This is a genomic window from bacterium, from assembly GCA_023150945.1.
Classification (GTDB): domain Bacteria; phylum Zhuqueibacterota; class Zhuqueibacteria; order Zhuqueibacterales; family Zhuqueibacteraceae; genus Coneutiohabitans.
Genome location: JAKLJX010000017.1, coordinates 25,903 through 41,420, shown reverse-complemented (window position 1 = coordinate 41,420; position 15,518 = coordinate 25,903). Strand labels below are relative to the sequence as shown.

The window sequence follows — 15,518 nt, the reverse complement described above, 5'->3', positions numbered from 1 at the left end:
AATCAGAAAGTCTGTCCCAAGGCGATATGAAAACGGAAATCATCGCGGTCGAGCGGATAGGCGAAATCCATACGCAGCAGACCGATGACCGGCACTTTCACACGAAAGCCGAAACCGGCGGAGGTGAAAAAGCGGCCGGCATCGTCTGGCAGGCTTGTGGTACTGATGCGGCCGGCATCAAAGAAGATTGCGCCCAGCAGCCCGGGCCGGTGCAGTTCGCCGGCCACCGGGAAGCGCATTTCCGCCTGCGCCAGCAGCAACGCCGTGCCCCAGCCCAGCGGGGTCAGGCCGCGCTCGGGAAAGCCACGCAGAGCATAGGCGCCGCCAAGATAGAAGCGTTCATAGAACGGTGCCGCTGACGCGACGCGGCCGGCCTTGCCATGCAAAGCCAGCACGCTGCTGCCGAGGGCGCGATACCAGCGGCCGTCGAGCACGATGCGGTTGAAACGCCGCGTGGCGCCCAGCGCGGCCTCCGCGCGCTCAAATGAAAGCGCTCCCCACGTGCCGGCGCGAGGAAAATAGTGATCGTCACGGGTGTCGATTTGCAGCCGCGCGAAGAACGTGTTGATTTTCTCCTTGGCCAACTGCGCGGCCAACGCGGGCGGAAAGTCGGTGCGCGTGACGTTCTTCGCTTCGAATTCCGCTTCCGGGCGAACATTCTCAAAATGAATTCCCGCAGAAAAAAAGCGCGCCCAGCCGCGACTGCCGCGCAGCGCGATTCGGGCAGCGCCTCTCCTGACTTTGTGCAGCGCCTGGCGGCCGTCGAGATAATGAATGTAGTCAGTGGCAGAGGAACCGGTTTCGAACTGCAAGTCAAAGCCCGAGGCGAGGAGGTCGGGCTGGCGAAAATGGAGAAAGAATCCGCCGGTGCGGTCGCCGATGACAAGGCGCGCGCCGGCAATGCTGCCGCCGCCCAAGAGATTGTCGCAGCGCACGCCTGCCGGCACCAAATACCAGCCCTGCAATTCACTGAAGCCACCGGCGAATTCCAGCCAGGGCCAGCGCCGCTCTGTGACTTCGATCACGAGCACGATCTTTCCCGGCTCGCTGCCGGGCTTCGAGCTGAAGTCAACTTGTTTGAAAAAGTGGGTGGCGGTGAGTGCCGCGTAGTCACGATCGATCATCTCGGGCGTGACGGCGTCACCGGGTTTGAGCTGGAGATAGCGGTGAATCACGTGCCGGCGGGTTTTGGTGGCGCCGAGAATTTCGATGCGCTCCACGATGAGAGCCGGAGAGGGAGATTCAGAAGTGAGCGCGGCAGCCGTGGAATCCCGGCTTTGTGCGCTGGCGGCCCCCGGCGTGCCGCAAAGCATGAGAAAGCAGAGCGCGGGCACTGCCACAACGTTTCGCAGCGGGGCAACCATGATGACTCACTCGCCTGAGAACTGCGCCACAATCTCCCGGCGCCGGGGCCGGTTGTCAAAATCAACCAAGACGATTTGTTGCCAGGTGCCGAGCAGCAGTTCGCCCCCGGCAAACGGCACCACCAGTGACGGGCCGAGCAGCGCAGCGCGCACGTGGGCATAACCGTTGCCGTCATGCCAGGTGTTGTCATGTGCGTAATTGGCGTGCACCGGCGCGAGTTTTTCAAAGGCAGCGGGTAAATCCTTCAGCAAGCCCGGCTCGAATTCGATTGTCGTGATGCCGGCCGTGGAACCGGAAACGAACACGGTCACGGTGCCGTCATGCAACTTGGCTTCCTGCAGCGCCGCGCGGATTTGCGGGGTGAGGTCGCGAATGTCGGTGAAGCCTTGGGTGGAGACGGAAAGGGTCGTGGTGTGAATCATGGCATCACCGGTTGCGTTTGCCGGTAGGGCGGCGGGCCGCCGCACCGTTGCGCAGCCAAAGATCCAACTCCTTCACCGTACGCATGTTCAGCAAGGCCAAGCTGAGCTGCTCCAGATGCATGTCATCCAGTTCTCGCAGCCGCGCTTGCAGTTCGGCTGGTATCCGGCGGAATTTCTGCTTTAGCATTTTTTGCACCAATGAGAGCTGGGCCAAATGCTTGCCTTCGAGCTTGCCTTCGAGCTTGCCTTCGAGCCTGCCTTCCCGCTTGCCTTTTTCGAAGCTCTCCTTCAACCAACTTTCGACGATGCTGGTTCGCTTCAGCATGTGAACCTCCTTCATAAAATGAGCTTGTACCACCGCCATCCCGAATGAGCGAATGTCGACGATCATGGCCGTGGCAAGCAGATTCGCACGCAACTTGGGATCAGCAACACCCTGGAGCAATTCTTTTTGTACCGCAATGAGCTGCGGATCGGGTTTGCGGTGAAAGAGAGGTAGAAACGGCGCCAGTTCCCTCAGTTCACCGCTCAAGATGCGGGCTTCATACTCCCAAAGCCGGACACTCGCCAGCCGGAATTCATTCGACATGGCGCCCAGCCGGATTTCAAAACTGTCCGGGAATACGGCATGCTTCTCCTTCTCCAAGTAGACAATGACCACCAATGCCGGTACCTTCAAAAGGTATTGCAGCGCCAGTGCTTTCAGAGCAAACGTCGGCAACTGCGCCCGTTTGGGATGCAGCATCGCCTCCAGGATCACGGCATAGACCCCGCGCCTTTCCCGCACCAGCAACACTTTGTCGCCGCGCAATTCAGGCAGATTGATTTGCGGGTCCGCCAGCTCCTTCAGCACGATCTCTCGCTTGCGGCCAAAGAGCAAATCCAAAAAACAGCCTGGCGTCAGCGCGAGCATGGTCTTGAACGCCCGGTCGATATCGTGCAATGTGCCCTCCCAATTGTTTTGCATGCAATCGCGGCAATTTGTTCTGGCCGCGCGCAGCGTCGCTGCTTGGGTAAGTTCGCTTTAAGTGAGCGCCCTGCGCCCTCTCATCGCGCGAAGCGATCAGGCCTGCTCGAGTTCCTGCTTGACATTCGCCACCAAACCGCCGTTTTGGATGATGCGCCGCATCACCGGCGGCAGCGTCGCGGCCGCGTAGGTGATGCCGTCCAGCATAACGGTGGCGGCAGCCAGATCAAGCTGCAGCAGGTCGCCGTCCTTGACGCGGCGATAGAATTCCTCGTCGCGCAGAATCAGAAACGGCAGCGCCTCATTCACCAGGTTGCGTTTGTGAATGTAGGCAAAGCTCTTGGCGATCACTGCCTGCACGCCGGCGCCCTTGAGCGCCCACACGGCGTGCTCGCGGCTCGAGCCGCTGCCCCAGCCTTCACCGGCGACGAGGATGTTCTCGCCCACCGCCACGCGCTGCCCGAAGTCCGGCCGAAAATGATAGAAAGCCTTGGCGCCGATTTCCTTCAGGTCGGAAAGGTGGCAGAATTCGCCGGCAATCATGGCATCGGTGTCAACATGATCGCCGAATAGTTGCGCACGGCCGGTGAGAACGGCGGGCTGCTCCTGCCGGCCGGCGGCGCGAGTTTTCCCGGCACCTGCGGCCGCGGGTTGCGGCTGCGGTTGCGTGTGCACCACGGCGGGCAATCCGCTTTTCGCAGCAATGAGCCGGCTGACGCGATCGCGATCGAGGCGCGCGATATACGGCCGCGGATCAGAGATCTTCAAATCGAATGCCGAGGCCGCCACCGTCAGCGCGGAGGCCAGCCAGGCAATGCTGCCCTTGCCCATGCGATTGTGAAAGTTGCGATTCTGCGAAGACAGCCAAACTTCGCCGGGCTGCGCACGATCACTCGCGATGCCGAGGCACATGCTGCAACCCGGTTCATTCACGCGAAAGCCGGCGCGGCGATAGATTTCCAGCAGCCCTTTATCCTGCAAATGCCCCGCGATTTCCAGGCTGCCGGGAACGACGATGCGATTGGCGGAGGGAACCGGCTGGTTGCCTTCCGCCAACGCCGCCTCCAGCACCAGGGCGGCCAGAATCAATTCTTCTTCGGTGGTCGTGCATGCGCCGATGAAGCAGCCGTCGAGCCGCTGGCCCGCGGCCTCCGTCACGCTCACGACGTTGTCCGGCGAATACGGTCTGGCCACCTGCGGCACCAAACCGGCCAACTCGATGCGAAAGCGCGCGACATACGAGGCCTCTGCGTCGGCCGCAAACCACCAGCCGCCTTCCCGCATCTTCGGATCGCGGCGCTGCTGCATGGTTTGGCGCACGCGGCCATCCGCGGGAAAGATGCCGTTGAGCCCGCCAAACTCGGCAGTCATGTTGGCAATGGTAAAGCGAAAGTCGGTGGAAAAATCCTCGAGCTGATCGCCGCTGAATTCCACCGTGCGTTCCATCGCCACCGTGTTGCGTCCCAACTGGCCGAGGGTTGTGAGGATCACATCCTTGCCGGTGATGCCAAAGGGCAGGGCGCCGGCATAATGCACGCGAATCGCTTCGGGCACTTGCAGCCAGGAATAACCCCGCACCATGGCCGCGACGATGTCTGCGCCGCCCAGGCCGATCGCCAGCGCGGCCATGCCGCCGTGCGAGCTGGTGTGAGAATCGGCGCCCAGCACAATCTCGCCCGGCCGCACCAGTTGCCGGAAGAACTCGGTGTGCATGATGGTTTGATTGGCATCGTAGAAATACTTCAGCTTTCTCTCGCGTGCGAAGCCGCGCGCGAGCTGCACGAGACTTTGCGTGCGCGCGTCGGATGCCAGCGTGCCGGCATCAACCGTGTGGTCCAGCGCCAGGTAGAAGCGATCTTTGTTGAACAGCGGCGGCCGGCCCAACGCTGCGTAGGTCATGTTCATGCCGTTCCAGGCCAGCTCGCTGGCGATGGTCCAGTCCACCGCGATGGCAAGAATATCGCCGGCTTGGACGTAATTTTTCTCCCAGCCCAGCGCATGCTGCAGGAGAATTTTTTCAGTAAGCGTCATCGGACGAGGTGAAGTCATGCTCAGAACCCAAAGAGGAATGTTGGCAAAGGATCAGAGATTGGATTGCGTTTCACGAGAACGATCGTGCGCGGCGAATGGCGTGCAAAACGCGAATGCAATATAAAATCGCCTGCCGCCGAATGCAACCCCGTTGTCATCCGGCCGGGCTGCGGCCGGCTCATTTGGCGGCCTCGCCCGGCCAGGCGGTGCCCAGCCAATCCGTGTAGATTTGCTTCTGCAAGTCAGTGGGATTGCTGCTGTGCCGGACGATGACCTCCGGCACCTCCGACGCGGCCAGCTTCACTTGGAACTGGCGCAGTTTTTCATGGCGAAAGACCGTGAGCCGGATCTCCTCGCCCGCTTTGCAGTCCGCCAGCCGGTCGAGCAATTGCTCAGCGCGAATACGGTACTCATTGAGCGCCACCAACTCATCGCCGGTGTTCAGGCCGGCGGCGTAGGCAGGCGAGCCGGCAATCACGGAAGTGATCAAGGTGCGGCCTTCCCGCTCAGCGACTGCGATGCCGAGCCACGGCTTGGGCGGATTGGCGGGAATCTCCTGCACTTCGAGGCCGGCGTAGCGCAAGAACGCGGCAAAATCAATCTCGGCGGTACCGCGCACATACTGCGCAAAGAAATCTTCAAAACTGCTCTCGCCCACTTCTTCCACCACGCGCTGAAAATCCGCCGGCGTGAAGCCCGGGCCGGAAAGCGGAAAGGCCTGATACGCCCGGCGCATCACCTGATCAAGCGAACCGCGGTTCTGCGTGCGCTGGCGGATTTCAAGATCGAGAATCAAGCTCACGTCGCCGCCCTTGTCATAATAGCTGACTTCGCGATTCTGGCTGTCCTCGTGGTTGCGCCAGAACTTGATCCAGGAATCAAAACTGGATTCCTCCAGGGACTGCAGCCTGCGCCCCGGCCGGCGCCGATCGTTCTCAATCATCCGGGCGAGTTCGGTCAGCAATGACGCAATCGAACGCAAGCCCTCGCGCCGCAGCAGAATCGTCGTGTAGTAATCCGTCATGCCTTCACTGATCCACAGCGAGGGCGAGTAGTTCTCTTTGGTGAAATCAAAAGGGTGAATGCCGGCCGGCCGCAGTTGTTTCACGTTCCAGGTGTGAAAAAATTCATGCAGCGCCAGGCCGGTGAAGCGATCGTAACCAGACTCATTGCGAAAATTGAAGGGATTGATTCCCATGATGGTGGAGTTGAGATGCTCCGTGCCGCCTCCCATGCCGGGCGCGCTGTGCACCAGGAAAGTGTAATGCTCATAGGGCAAGTCGCCCCAGAATTTGAAGCTGGCCTCCACCACCTGGCGCAGCCGATCGATCAGCCTGTCCTTGTCCCAATTGCCCTCGCCGAAGAGGCTGAGCACGTGTTTTTTCCCCTGCACTTCAAAGGAAAAATCCTGCTGCGTGCCGATCTCCAGCGGGCAGTCGATGAAGTAATCGTAATGCGGTGCCTGAAACCGATTCGGTTTGCCGGACACGCGGTCCAGCCCGGTGGTGACGTGCCAATTGCCGAATGGCTCGATCTGCAGCGTCAGCGGCAGGCGCCGAAATTCTTCGACATACATGAACACCGCTGTGCCGCTGACGAATCCGTGCTGATCATTCAAGCCGCGGGTGCGCTCTCTGAATTCATTCGCATAGACTTTGTATCGAACGGTCACCGCCGGCTGCCCTTTGGTTTCGACACGCCAGGTGGCTTTGTCGATCTTGCGCCAGGGCAGAGGCGCGTCGGTTCCCTCGCCGGCGTGCGCGGAGAACTCCTGCACGCCGCCGGCGAAATCGAAGATCACATAGCGGCCGGGCCGCCACGCCGGCATGATGAAATCAAGAAAGAGATCATCCTTGGCAATTGGCGCAACGGTCATCTCGACTTCGAAGAGATGCGTGTGCGGCTGCGGCATGCCGAGACGATAGTGAATGGTTGGAGGGGAGGCGGTGAGCGGCGCGTTCATACAGGCGAGTCCCATGGTTATGATCAGAAGCAGAAGGCGTCGGGCGTTCATTCTGTTCCTTGTCCGTTGATGGTGTGCATTGCGATGAAGCGGCGGCAGCCGGGACTTGATCAAGCACGGCGACGTCATAGCGCCGCACCCCAGGCATTTTTGCCGAATGATAATCCAAAATCGCTCCAGATGCAAGCCTCGTGTGCCTGCCCGTGAAGTCCCGCTGCGGGATTTCGTCTTTGCTTTTAGAGCTCAAATTCTTACATTGCGCCGCAAAAAACCGGGCATCAGACAATCGGGCAAAGCATGGCACAACGGATCGCTGCGATCGGAACGTTCATCCGCGACACCATCATCACGCTGGAGCAACAGGAAGTGCAGAGCATTGGCGGGCTTTACCATTCCTGCGCTTTTCTTGCCAGCCTGACGCAGCCTCCCACCGTCATCCTGCCGTGCTGCCGGATCGGCAACGATTTTCACGCTACCGCGGTGGCGGCGCTGGCGCGCTTCGGGCCCCACCTGAGCTTTGAGTTGATGCAGCGCGTGACGCAACCCAACACCAAAGTAACGCTGGTTTACCGCAGTGCCGAAACGCGCGACGAAAGCACCTCACCGCCGATGCCCGCTCTCGGCCGCGATGAACTTGCGGCCACGAAAGACTGCAGAGCGGTCTTAATCAATCTCATCACCGGCAGGGATGTCGAATTGCCGGCGCTGCAATGGCTCAAGGCGCAATCACCGCGGCCGCTGATCTACCTCGACGTCCATTCGCTGGCGCTCGGCATCGCGCCCGGCGGTGGGCGATACTATCGCGAAATTCCCCAAGCCGAAGGCTGGATGCACGCCACCGACATTCTGCAGATGAACGAAAAAGAAGCGGCGACCCTGCTCGGCCATGGCGGCGGCGACGCGGATTTACTCGCCTTCGGTGAACAGGTGGTGGCCAACGGCCCGGCGATTTGCCACATCACGCTGGGGAGCCGCGGCTCCCTGCTGTGCTATCGCGCGCGCGGCGCCATTCAGCGGGAATTCATTCAGCCGGAGGTGCCGGTGAAAGCGGTTGACATCATCGGTTGCGGCGACGCATTCGGCGCGGCATTTCTCGTCCACTATCTCGAATACCATGAGGTGCCGGCCGCCACGCGCTTTGCGAACCGGGTGGCGGCATTGAACACGACTTTTCTCGGCTCGCTGACGCCGGAGTTGTTCCGTTCGCATGTGCGGCCGCACCTGCCCGCATGAGTCTGCGGCCAACGCCGCAGCAGAATAAGGAACGAACCAACATGAGATGCCTGAATTGAGCAAAAATCAGGAGGATCCTTGACGACCATGAAACTGATGCGCAAGCGAGTCTTGATCACCGGCGCCAATGGCTTGCTGGGACAGAATCTGCTGCACGCCTTTGCGAACGATTACGATCGCATCGCTTGCGACCGCAGCCCGGAGTTTGTGGCGGAGCTGCCGGAAGTGAACTATCAGCCCTGCGACATTACGCGGCGCGCCGACGTGATCAAACTCGTGCGGGAGGTGATGCCGAACTTCATCATCAATGCCGCAGCCTTCACCGATGTTGACGGCAGCGAGCAACAGCGGGAGGCGTGCTGGCAGGTGAATGCCACCGCGGTCGGCTATCTCGCGGAAGCGGCCCGCCACGTCGAAGCGCGGCTGCTGCACCTCAGCACCGATTATGTTTTTGACGGCACCAGCGGTCCCTACACCGAGGCGCATCGCCCCAATCCCCTGGGCTTTTATGGCCGCGCCAAGCTGGCAGGCGAAAATGCGCTGATTGGCAGCGGCGCTGCTTATGCCATCGCGCGCACGATGGTGTTGTACGGGCATGGCCGCAAGCTCAGGCCGAGTTTCGTCACCTGGCTGATTCGCCAACTGCAGAATGGCAATCCCGTGCGCATCGTCACCGATCAATTCGGCAATCCCACGCTCGCCAGCGAGCTGGCGGTGGCGCTGCGCATTTTGGCGGAATCGGGGCGCGACGGCATCTACCACATTTGCGGCACGGAGATCATCGACCGTTATCATTTTGCCTTGAAAATCGCGGAAGTCTTCAACCTGGACGTCAAGTTGATCGCCCCGATCCGCACGGCGGATTTGAAGCAACAGGCGCTGCGGCCGATGAATTCGGGATTCGATATTGCCAGGGCGGTTCAGGAATTGGGGATTTCGATGTCCAACGTGACCGAGGGATTGCAGAAGTTCAAACTGGAGAGTGCCGGCGGCCAGGCGGCATAAGCGCGCGGCGCAGCGCCGTCTGTTGCGCCGGTTTCAACCCGAGCCAGGCAGGATCAACAAAAGTGAAGTCCGGATTCCCGGCGCGACCCGGCGGCGAGGAACTCGAGACGGCCAATGGCTTGACATTGCATGAAGGAGTACGAACTGAACACTCCCATCCAGCAGCATGTTCTGGTGGTGATTCCAACCTTCAACGAGGCCGGAAATATTGACATGCTCTTGGACCGCCTGTTCGGTCTCAATATCCCGACGCTGCACGTTTTGATCGTCGACGACAACTCTCCGGACGGCACCGCGGGGCTGGTGGCGCGGCGCAGCCGCCATGAGCCCCGGCTCCATTTGCTCCACCGCGAGAAGAAAATGGGGCTCGGCACCGCCTATGTCGCCGGCTTCAAATTCGCGCTGCAAAACGGCTTTGATCTGATCTTCGAGATGGATGCCGACCTCTCGCACAACCCGGATGACATTCCCCGCTTTCTCAGCAAAACCGGCGAATTCGATTTGGTGATCGGCTCGCGTTATCTCACCGGCGTCAACGTCACCAACTGGCCGCTCTCGCGGCTGCTGCTCAGCTTGTTTGCCAATGCCTACACCCGCATCATCACCCGCATGCCGATTCTTGACTGCACCAGCGGTTTCAAATGCTTTCACCGTCGCGTGCTGGAGGCCATCACCCTCGATCACATTGTTTCCAACGGTTACGCTTTTCAAATCGAGCTGCACTACAAAGCCTGGCGCAAAGGCTTTCGCATCTGTGAAATTCCCATTGTCTTCACCGAGCGCCTGGCGGGCAAGTCGAAAATGTCCCGCCAGATTCAACTGGAGGCAGCCAAGATGGTTTGGCGCCTGAAGCTGCACGACTTGCTGGGCAAGCTCAACCATTGAGTCCGGCCCGGGCCGCGAGTGGCGGGCCCGGCCCGCGGCAAAAGACTTTCAGCTCATGCACACTCCGACCACGTCACCGGAAGATCTCGATCAGGCCGGCACGGCACTGCGGCCATTGGAACTGGCAACGGCACCGGAATTCTCGATCATCATTGTGAGCTACAACGTGCGTGAATTCCTGCGGCAGGCCTTGCTGTCATTGCGCCGGGCGCTGGCGGGTCTGTCAGCGGAAATCTTCGTGGTCGACAATGCTTCAGATGACGGCTCCGCCGCCATGGTGCGCGCGCAGTTTTCCGAATGCCGGCTCATCGAGAATGACAGCAATCTCGGCTTTGCCGCGGCCAACAACCTCGCGCTCAAGCAGAGCCACGGCCGCCTTTTGGTTTTGCTCAATCCCGATACCGTGGTTCAGGAGGACACCTTCAGCGCGCTTCGGGATTTCATGCATTCCCATCCGGCAACAGGCATGGCCGGCTGCAAAGTGTTGAATCCAGACGGCTCACTCCAACTCGCCTGCCGCCGCAGCTTTCCGACGCCGTGGGTGGCCTTCACCAAACTCTCCGGCTTGAGCGCTCTGTTTCCGCGCAGCCGCTGGTTCGGACGCTACAATCTCACCTATCTGCCGGAGGACGAAACCTGCGAGGTGGAGGCGATTTCCGGTTCCTTCATGGTGGCACGGCGCGAGGCGGTGGCGCAGGTGGGGCTGCTCGATGAATCCTTCTTCATGTATGGCGAGGATCTCGATTGGTGCTTCCGGTTTCGCGCAGCGGGCTGGCAGATTCATTATTTCCCCGGCACGCAAATCGTCCACTTCAAAGGCGAAAGCTCGAAGCGCAGCAGCCTGGACAGCCTGCATGTGTTCTATCAGGCCATGGGGCTGTTCGTGCGCAAACATTTTCGGCGGCGCATGTTCGTCATTTCCTACTGGCTGCTGCATGCCGCGATCTGGGTGCGCGCGATCATTGCCTTTGCCAAATCCGCATTCGACCGCCTCGCGCTGCCGTTGCTCGATTTGCTCCTCATGCAAGTCAACCTCGGCGTGGCCATCTGGCTCCGCTTCGAACGCAGCTCCGTGCTGGCCAACTACTTCATCGTCGATATCGTCTATTCGTTCGTCTGGCTCACCTGCCTGGCGCTGTTCGGCTGCTATCAGCGCGCACGGTTTTCCTCCTATCAAGCATTGGCGGCCACCTTCACGGGTTTTCTCATCAATGCCAGCCTGACGTATTTCTTCAATCAGTATGCCTTTTCCCGCCAGGTGGTGCTGCTGGCGGGCGGCCTCAATCTCATCATGCTGGCGGGCTGGCGCCTGCTGGTGAAAGTGCTTTACCACCTCGGCATCGGAACCTTCACCGGCACGCTCGGCCGCACGCTGCTGGGCGCGCGCACGCTGATCGTGGGAGATTTCAATTCCGATGTGCCGTTGGTGGAGCGACTGAAGCTCAACTTCGGCGGCAGTTATGAGCTGGTGGGACTGGTGAGCCTGGATCCGGCGCAAATCGGGCAGACCTTCGCCGGATTGCCGGTGATCGCCTCGTTGCACGAATTGGATGAGCTGCTGCAATCCGGCGCCGCGCCGCGGATTCAGCAGGTGATTTTCTCCACTCAGCGCGTGCCGTTCGACCGCATCATGCGCGCCATGGCGCGCATCCGCCGGCATCAGGTGAGTTTCAAACTCGTGCCCAGCCATCTCGATGTCATCATCGGCAAATCCGGCATCGATGACATTGCGCAAGTGCCGTTGATCGAAATCGAAAACCGGCTCGTGCACCCCCTGCCCCGTCTGAGCAAGCGCCTGTTTGACCTGCTGCTGGCGGCGCTGGCACTCGTGCTGCTGGCGCCGTTCTTCCTGATCCGGTTGCTGCGCGTGCGCCGCTGCGAGACGGTGGCGTTTGCCATGCCGCAACAACCACCGCTGCGCTTGTGGCACGTGGCAGGCCGCAGCCGCATCGATCGCTGGCCCTGGCTGTTCGCTGTCTTGCGCGGCCGGCTCACCTGGGTGGGGCGTGAACTTTGGGAAGACGCCGCCCAATCCGAACGCGCGCGCGGCATCGGTTTGTTGCCCGGCCTCACCGGCCTGGCGCAGGTGAGCAAGCGAAAAATCCCCCTTTCGCAAGAAGAAAAAGATAAGTATTATTTGTACTACGTTACGCACTACAGCCCGCTGCTCGACTTGGAAATTCTGTTTCGAGCTTTCTTTCGCATCTAAAACCAGCGCGAATGCAGTTGTTTCCGCTCCGCCGTGCTTGCGCTTCCTGCGCGCGGCCACACGGAAAATCCCTTACCGAAAAGGAACCATGACCATGAGCGGCTTTATCCTCGAATTTGAACGCCCGATTGCAGAGTTGGAGAAACGCATTCAGGAAATGCGCGAATACGATGCCGCCGCCAATGCCGGGCTGGCGGACGAAATCCGCAAGCTCGAAGAAAAGGCCAAACGGCTGCGCGAAGAAACTTACGCCAAGCTCACCCGCTGGCAGCGCGTGCAGCTCGCACGCCATCCGCAACGGCCCTACACCCAGGACTATCTCGATCGCATGGTCGACGACTTTGTCGAGCTACACGGCGATCGCGCCTTCGGCGATGATCCCGCCATCATTGCCGGCCTCGGGCGCCTGGGGCCGCACCACGTTTTCATTGTGGGCCAGCAAAAGGGCCGCGATACCAAACAAAAACTCTACCGCAATTTCGGCATGCCCCATCCCGAGGGTTATCGCAAAGCGCTGCGCATCATGAAGCTCGCCGCGAAATTCCGGCGGCCGATCATCTCGCTGGTGGATACGCCCGGCGCCTACCCCGGCATCGGCGCGGAAGAGCGCGGCCAGGCAGAGGCGATCGCGCGCAACCTGCTCGAAATGTCACACCTGCCGGTACCGATCATTGTCGTGATCGTGGGCGAAGGCGCCAGCGGCGGCGCGCTCGGCATCGGCGTGGGTGACCGGGTGTGGATGCAGGAAAACACCTGGTATTCCGTCATCTCGCCGGAAGGCTGCGCCGCCATTCTCTGGCACGACAGCACCAAGGCCGAGCAGGCCGCCGAAGCCATGAAGATCGGCGCCAGCGACCTGATCAAACTCGGCCTCATCGACGCCATCATCGAAGAACCCAAAGGCGGCGCGCACCGCGATTATGACGAAGCGGCGCGCATTCTCAAAGATTGCCTGATCTTCGAGCTGGACAAACTCGTCAAGATTCCGCCGGACGAACTGATCGAGCAGCGCATCGCCAAATATGGCCGCATGGGCTTCTTTGAGAGGAATTAGTGTTGCGTTCCCTTGATCGGTATGAATGCGTCAAGGTGACATTCAAGAGGAATCTTGTGGCGCACAAGGCGTCCTTCCGAAGCATGCTTGTGACGCACAACGAATCATTCAGAGGGGAAACCTGATGCCGACACACATCAAAAGTCCCACGCTCATTCAAGCCGCCGGCAACAAGCCCAAACGCATTGAAGAATTCATCGGCCGGGTCAATTCGAACACCGCGGCTGTCAGCATTGCGCGCATGCGCAGCCCCGCCGGCTGGATCGAGCCGGGCCAGACTCCCGAGTTCGATGAATATACCGTCGTGCTGTCCGGGCTCTTGCGCGTTGCCACCAAAGCCGGCGTCCTCGAGGTCAAGGCCGGAGAAGCCGTGATCGTTCACCGCGGTGAATGGGTGCAATACAGCACACCGGAACCCGCAGGCGCGGAATACCTTGCCGTGTGCCTGCCGGCATTCTCTCCGGAAAGCGTGCATCGCGACGAGGAATGAGCTTCGTTGACTTTTGCTGGCGGTTCGAGTGGCAGAAATCGCCGCGCTGGCGGCGCGCAGAGATTCAACAGAAAATGGCAAGAACTGCCGCACCGACTCCTTCAGGCTGCCTGCGGCAAGGATTTTGACCGATGAAGATAGAATGGACAGATTATCTCAGGTACAAAGCAACACTGCGGGGATTTGATCTGGGCATCATCGAAAGCATCCTGAAGTTTTCGCCGGAACGCTATTTCGATTCAGCAGCGGGGCGACGGGCCGCGGTTGGGCGTCATGATGACAAGCTGGTCATCGTGCCCTATGAGGCGAATGAAGAGGTCATCGTACCGATAACCATTCATGCCATAACACGCCAGCAAATCAATTTTCGAATCAGGATCGGGAGATTTATCCATGAACAAAACCAAACTAACATACTTTGAACACGAGGATATCCTCCACCTGGCGATCTCAGATGAACCGGAAAGCGGAAGCATCGAGATCAGCCCCCACATTACCGCTGAGCTGAATGCCAGCGGAGAGCTCATTGGCATTGAAATCCTCCATGCCAGCACCTTCCTTCGTGATGCCATTCTGGAGTCCGTGCAAGGGAAGTTGTTGCAGGCCGCAATCGTGCCAGCGGCATAATCTCACCGCGCCTGCCGGCATTCTCTCCGGAAAGCGTGCATCGCGACGAGGAGTGAGCCCTTCTCCACAAACAATGACAGGCAAATGTACTCTCCCCATGTGAACCGCCGAGCCGTCGCCTGGCTGGCCCTGGCATTCTTCGCCGGGCTTGCTCTTCCCGCACAGCCGCAACCGGAAAACTGCTGGGCGCCGGACAAGATGCAATCGGTGGAGGCCAGCATTGCCCGCGCCACGCCCGTGGCTGAGTGGCAGAAAGATCTCGAATTCGCCGGTAATCTCCTCAAACAAGTGCGCACCCTGCGCCGCATTCCGGAAAAACGGCTGCGCAACAACATCTATCCCGGCCATCCCGTGCCCGGCTTCGGCCATTTCGCCCGCGTGAGTGCCATGCTCTATCCGCCGGCGGGGTGGGCTGCAGGCGAATGCGGCCTCGGCAAAGGCGCAGACTATTTCAACAGTGGCCATGTGGATATCACCTGCAATGATCCGCGCCTCATCTTCGAACATCAACCTCATGCCGTGCGGGAATTGCAGGCGTATTTCGAACCGCCGGCCGCGGCGCGCCTCGGGGAGGAAACTCTTTATCATGCCGGAGAGAATTGGGTCGTGGTGCTGACGCCGAATCGGCAACCGCCCTGGGTGCCTATCACGGTGGCAGAGTATCTGCAATTCAAAACGCAGGAGGCGGAGAAGAGGCTGGTCGAGTTGGAGACGACGCTGACTGAAATCTCCAAGCCATTCGCGCCCACGCCTGAAAGCCTGGAGCTGATCGCTGAATTCAAGAAAACTGATCCGGCGCAGGCGGAACAACTGCAGCAGACGATCGCCGAAACCCGCAGAATTTGGGAAGAAAACTCGATTGCCGGTAGGAAACAATACGGCGAGTTGATTCAAGAGCAGCAGAAACTGATTGCGGAGATTGCCGCATATCGCTCCAATTTGACGGCCGCAGAACGGGGCGCGCCGGCGCGGCTGGGAGACGGCCGCTTTGATCTTGCCGCAGGCGGGACTCTCGATCGCGGCAAGATTGTGCGCCTCAATCCCGCGCTCAGCCAGGGCGAGAACCCCACCCGGCGCATTCAGCTCATCGTGGTGAACGTGTTTGCCAATGATCAGACGCTGTGGGACGAGTTGGCGCAGGCCCTGCGGGAAGTGGATTATCCCGCTCTGCGCCGGTTGTTGCGGTAAGCCCGGGCCGGAGCCCGTTTCAATGCCGGGTTTATGAATATCGAAGCGGCTTTTGTCCCCACTCTTGCCAAACCAGCCA

At 60.1% G+C, this 15,518-nt stretch carries 14 protein-coding genes; 9 read left to right on the top strand and 5 right to left on the bottom strand.

Features of this window, described 5'->3' with window-relative positions:
* Positions 1 to 2: 2 nt before the first annotated feature.
* From L6R21_20065 to L6R21_20045, 5 genes are all read right to left on the bottom strand, one after another.
* Entirely contained in the window at positions 3 to 1,364 is a 1,362-nt protein-coding gene (locus L6R21_20065; protein ID MCK6561498.1) for a BamA/TamA family outer membrane protein, read from the bottom strand.
* A 6-nt stretch (positions 1,365 to 1,370) separates the two neighbouring features.
* A complete protein-coding gene (locus tag L6R21_20060; GenBank protein ID MCK6561497.1) occupies positions 1,371 to 1,787 on the bottom strand; it encodes a secondary thiamine-phosphate synthase enzyme YjbQ in 417 nt (138 codons plus the stop codon).
* Between the two features lie 4 nt (positions 1,788 to 1,791).
* Complete coding sequence (locus tag L6R21_20055) at positions 1,792 to 2,754, bottom strand: DUF4351 domain-containing protein (GenBank protein MCK6561496.1); 963 nt, start codon at positions 2,752 to 2,754, stop codon at positions 1,792 to 1,794.
* A 96-nt stretch (positions 2,755 to 2,850) separates the two neighbouring features.
* Positions 2,851 to 4,803, bottom strand: coding sequence for an aconitase family protein (locus tag L6R21_20050; protein ID MCK6561495.1), 1,953 nt, complete (start codon positions 4,801 to 4,803; stop codon positions 2,851 to 2,853).
* Positions 4,804 to 4,963: 160 nt separating this feature from the next.
* Positions 4,964 to 6,799: a PDZ domain-containing protein gene (locus L6R21_20045; protein ID MCK6561494.1), complete on the bottom strand. Its 1,836-nt coding sequence runs from the start codon at positions 6,797 to 6,799 to the stop codon at positions 4,964 to 4,966.
* 246 nt (positions 6,800 to 7,045) lie between these two features.
* Here L6R21_20045 and L6R21_20040 point away from each other — a divergent pair, with 246 nt between their 5' ends.
* The 9 genes from L6R21_20040 (at position 7,046) to L6R21_20000 (ending at position 15,439) form a co-directional block, all read left to right on the top strand.
* A complete protein-coding gene (locus L6R21_20040; GenBank protein MCK6561493.1) occupies positions 7,046 to 7,981 on the top strand; it encodes a carbohydrate kinase family protein in 936 nt (311 codons plus the stop codon).
* 87 nt (positions 7,982 to 8,068) lie between these two features.
* Positions 8,069 to 8,986: a dTDP-4-dehydrorhamnose reductase gene (gene rfbD, locus L6R21_20035; protein ID MCK6561492.1), complete on the top strand. Its 918-nt coding sequence runs from the start codon at positions 8,069 to 8,071 to the stop codon at positions 8,984 to 8,986.
* 129 nt (positions 8,987 to 9,115) lie between these two features.
* Entirely contained in the window at positions 9,116 to 9,871 is a 756-nt protein-coding gene (locus tag L6R21_20030; protein MCK6561491.1) for a polyprenol monophosphomannose synthase, read from the top strand.
* 55 nt (positions 9,872 to 9,926) lie between these two features.
* A complete protein-coding gene (locus L6R21_20025; protein MCK6561490.1) occupies positions 9,927 to 12,080 on the top strand; it encodes a glycosyltransferase in 2,154 nt (717 codons plus the stop codon).
* A gap of 94 nt (positions 12,081 to 12,174) precedes the next feature.
* Positions 12,175 to 13,134 carry an acetyl-CoA carboxylase carboxyltransferase subunit alpha gene (locus tag L6R21_20020; GenBank protein ID MCK6561489.1) on the top strand — a complete coding sequence of 320 codons (960 nt, stop codon included), beginning with the start codon at positions 12,175 to 12,177 and terminating at the stop codon, positions 13,132 to 13,134.
* A gap of 124 nt (positions 13,135 to 13,258) precedes the next feature.
* A complete protein-coding gene (locus L6R21_20015; GenBank protein MCK6561488.1) occupies positions 13,259 to 13,624 on the top strand; it encodes a cupin in 366 nt (121 codons plus the stop codon).
* A 131-nt stretch (positions 13,625 to 13,755) separates the two neighbouring features.
* Positions 13,756 to 14,046 (top strand): hypothetical protein, encoded by a 291-nt coding sequence (locus tag L6R21_20010; protein MCK6561487.1) that lies wholly within the window; start codon positions 13,756 to 13,758, stop codon positions 14,044 to 14,046.
* Positions 14,018 to 14,251 (top strand): DUF2283 domain-containing protein, encoded by a 234-nt coding sequence (locus L6R21_20005; protein MCK6561486.1) that lies wholly within the window; start codon positions 14,018 to 14,020, stop codon positions 14,249 to 14,251. The genes L6R21_20010 and L6R21_20005 overlap by 29 nt, the downstream gene beginning before the upstream one ends.
* A gap of 84 nt (positions 14,252 to 14,335) precedes the next feature.
* On the top strand, positions 14,336 to 15,439 hold the full coding sequence (locus tag L6R21_20000; GenBank protein MCK6561485.1) for a hypothetical protein: 1,104 nt from the start codon (positions 14,336 to 14,338) through the stop codon (positions 15,437 to 15,439).
* Positions 15,440 to 15,518: the final 79 nt, after the last annotated feature.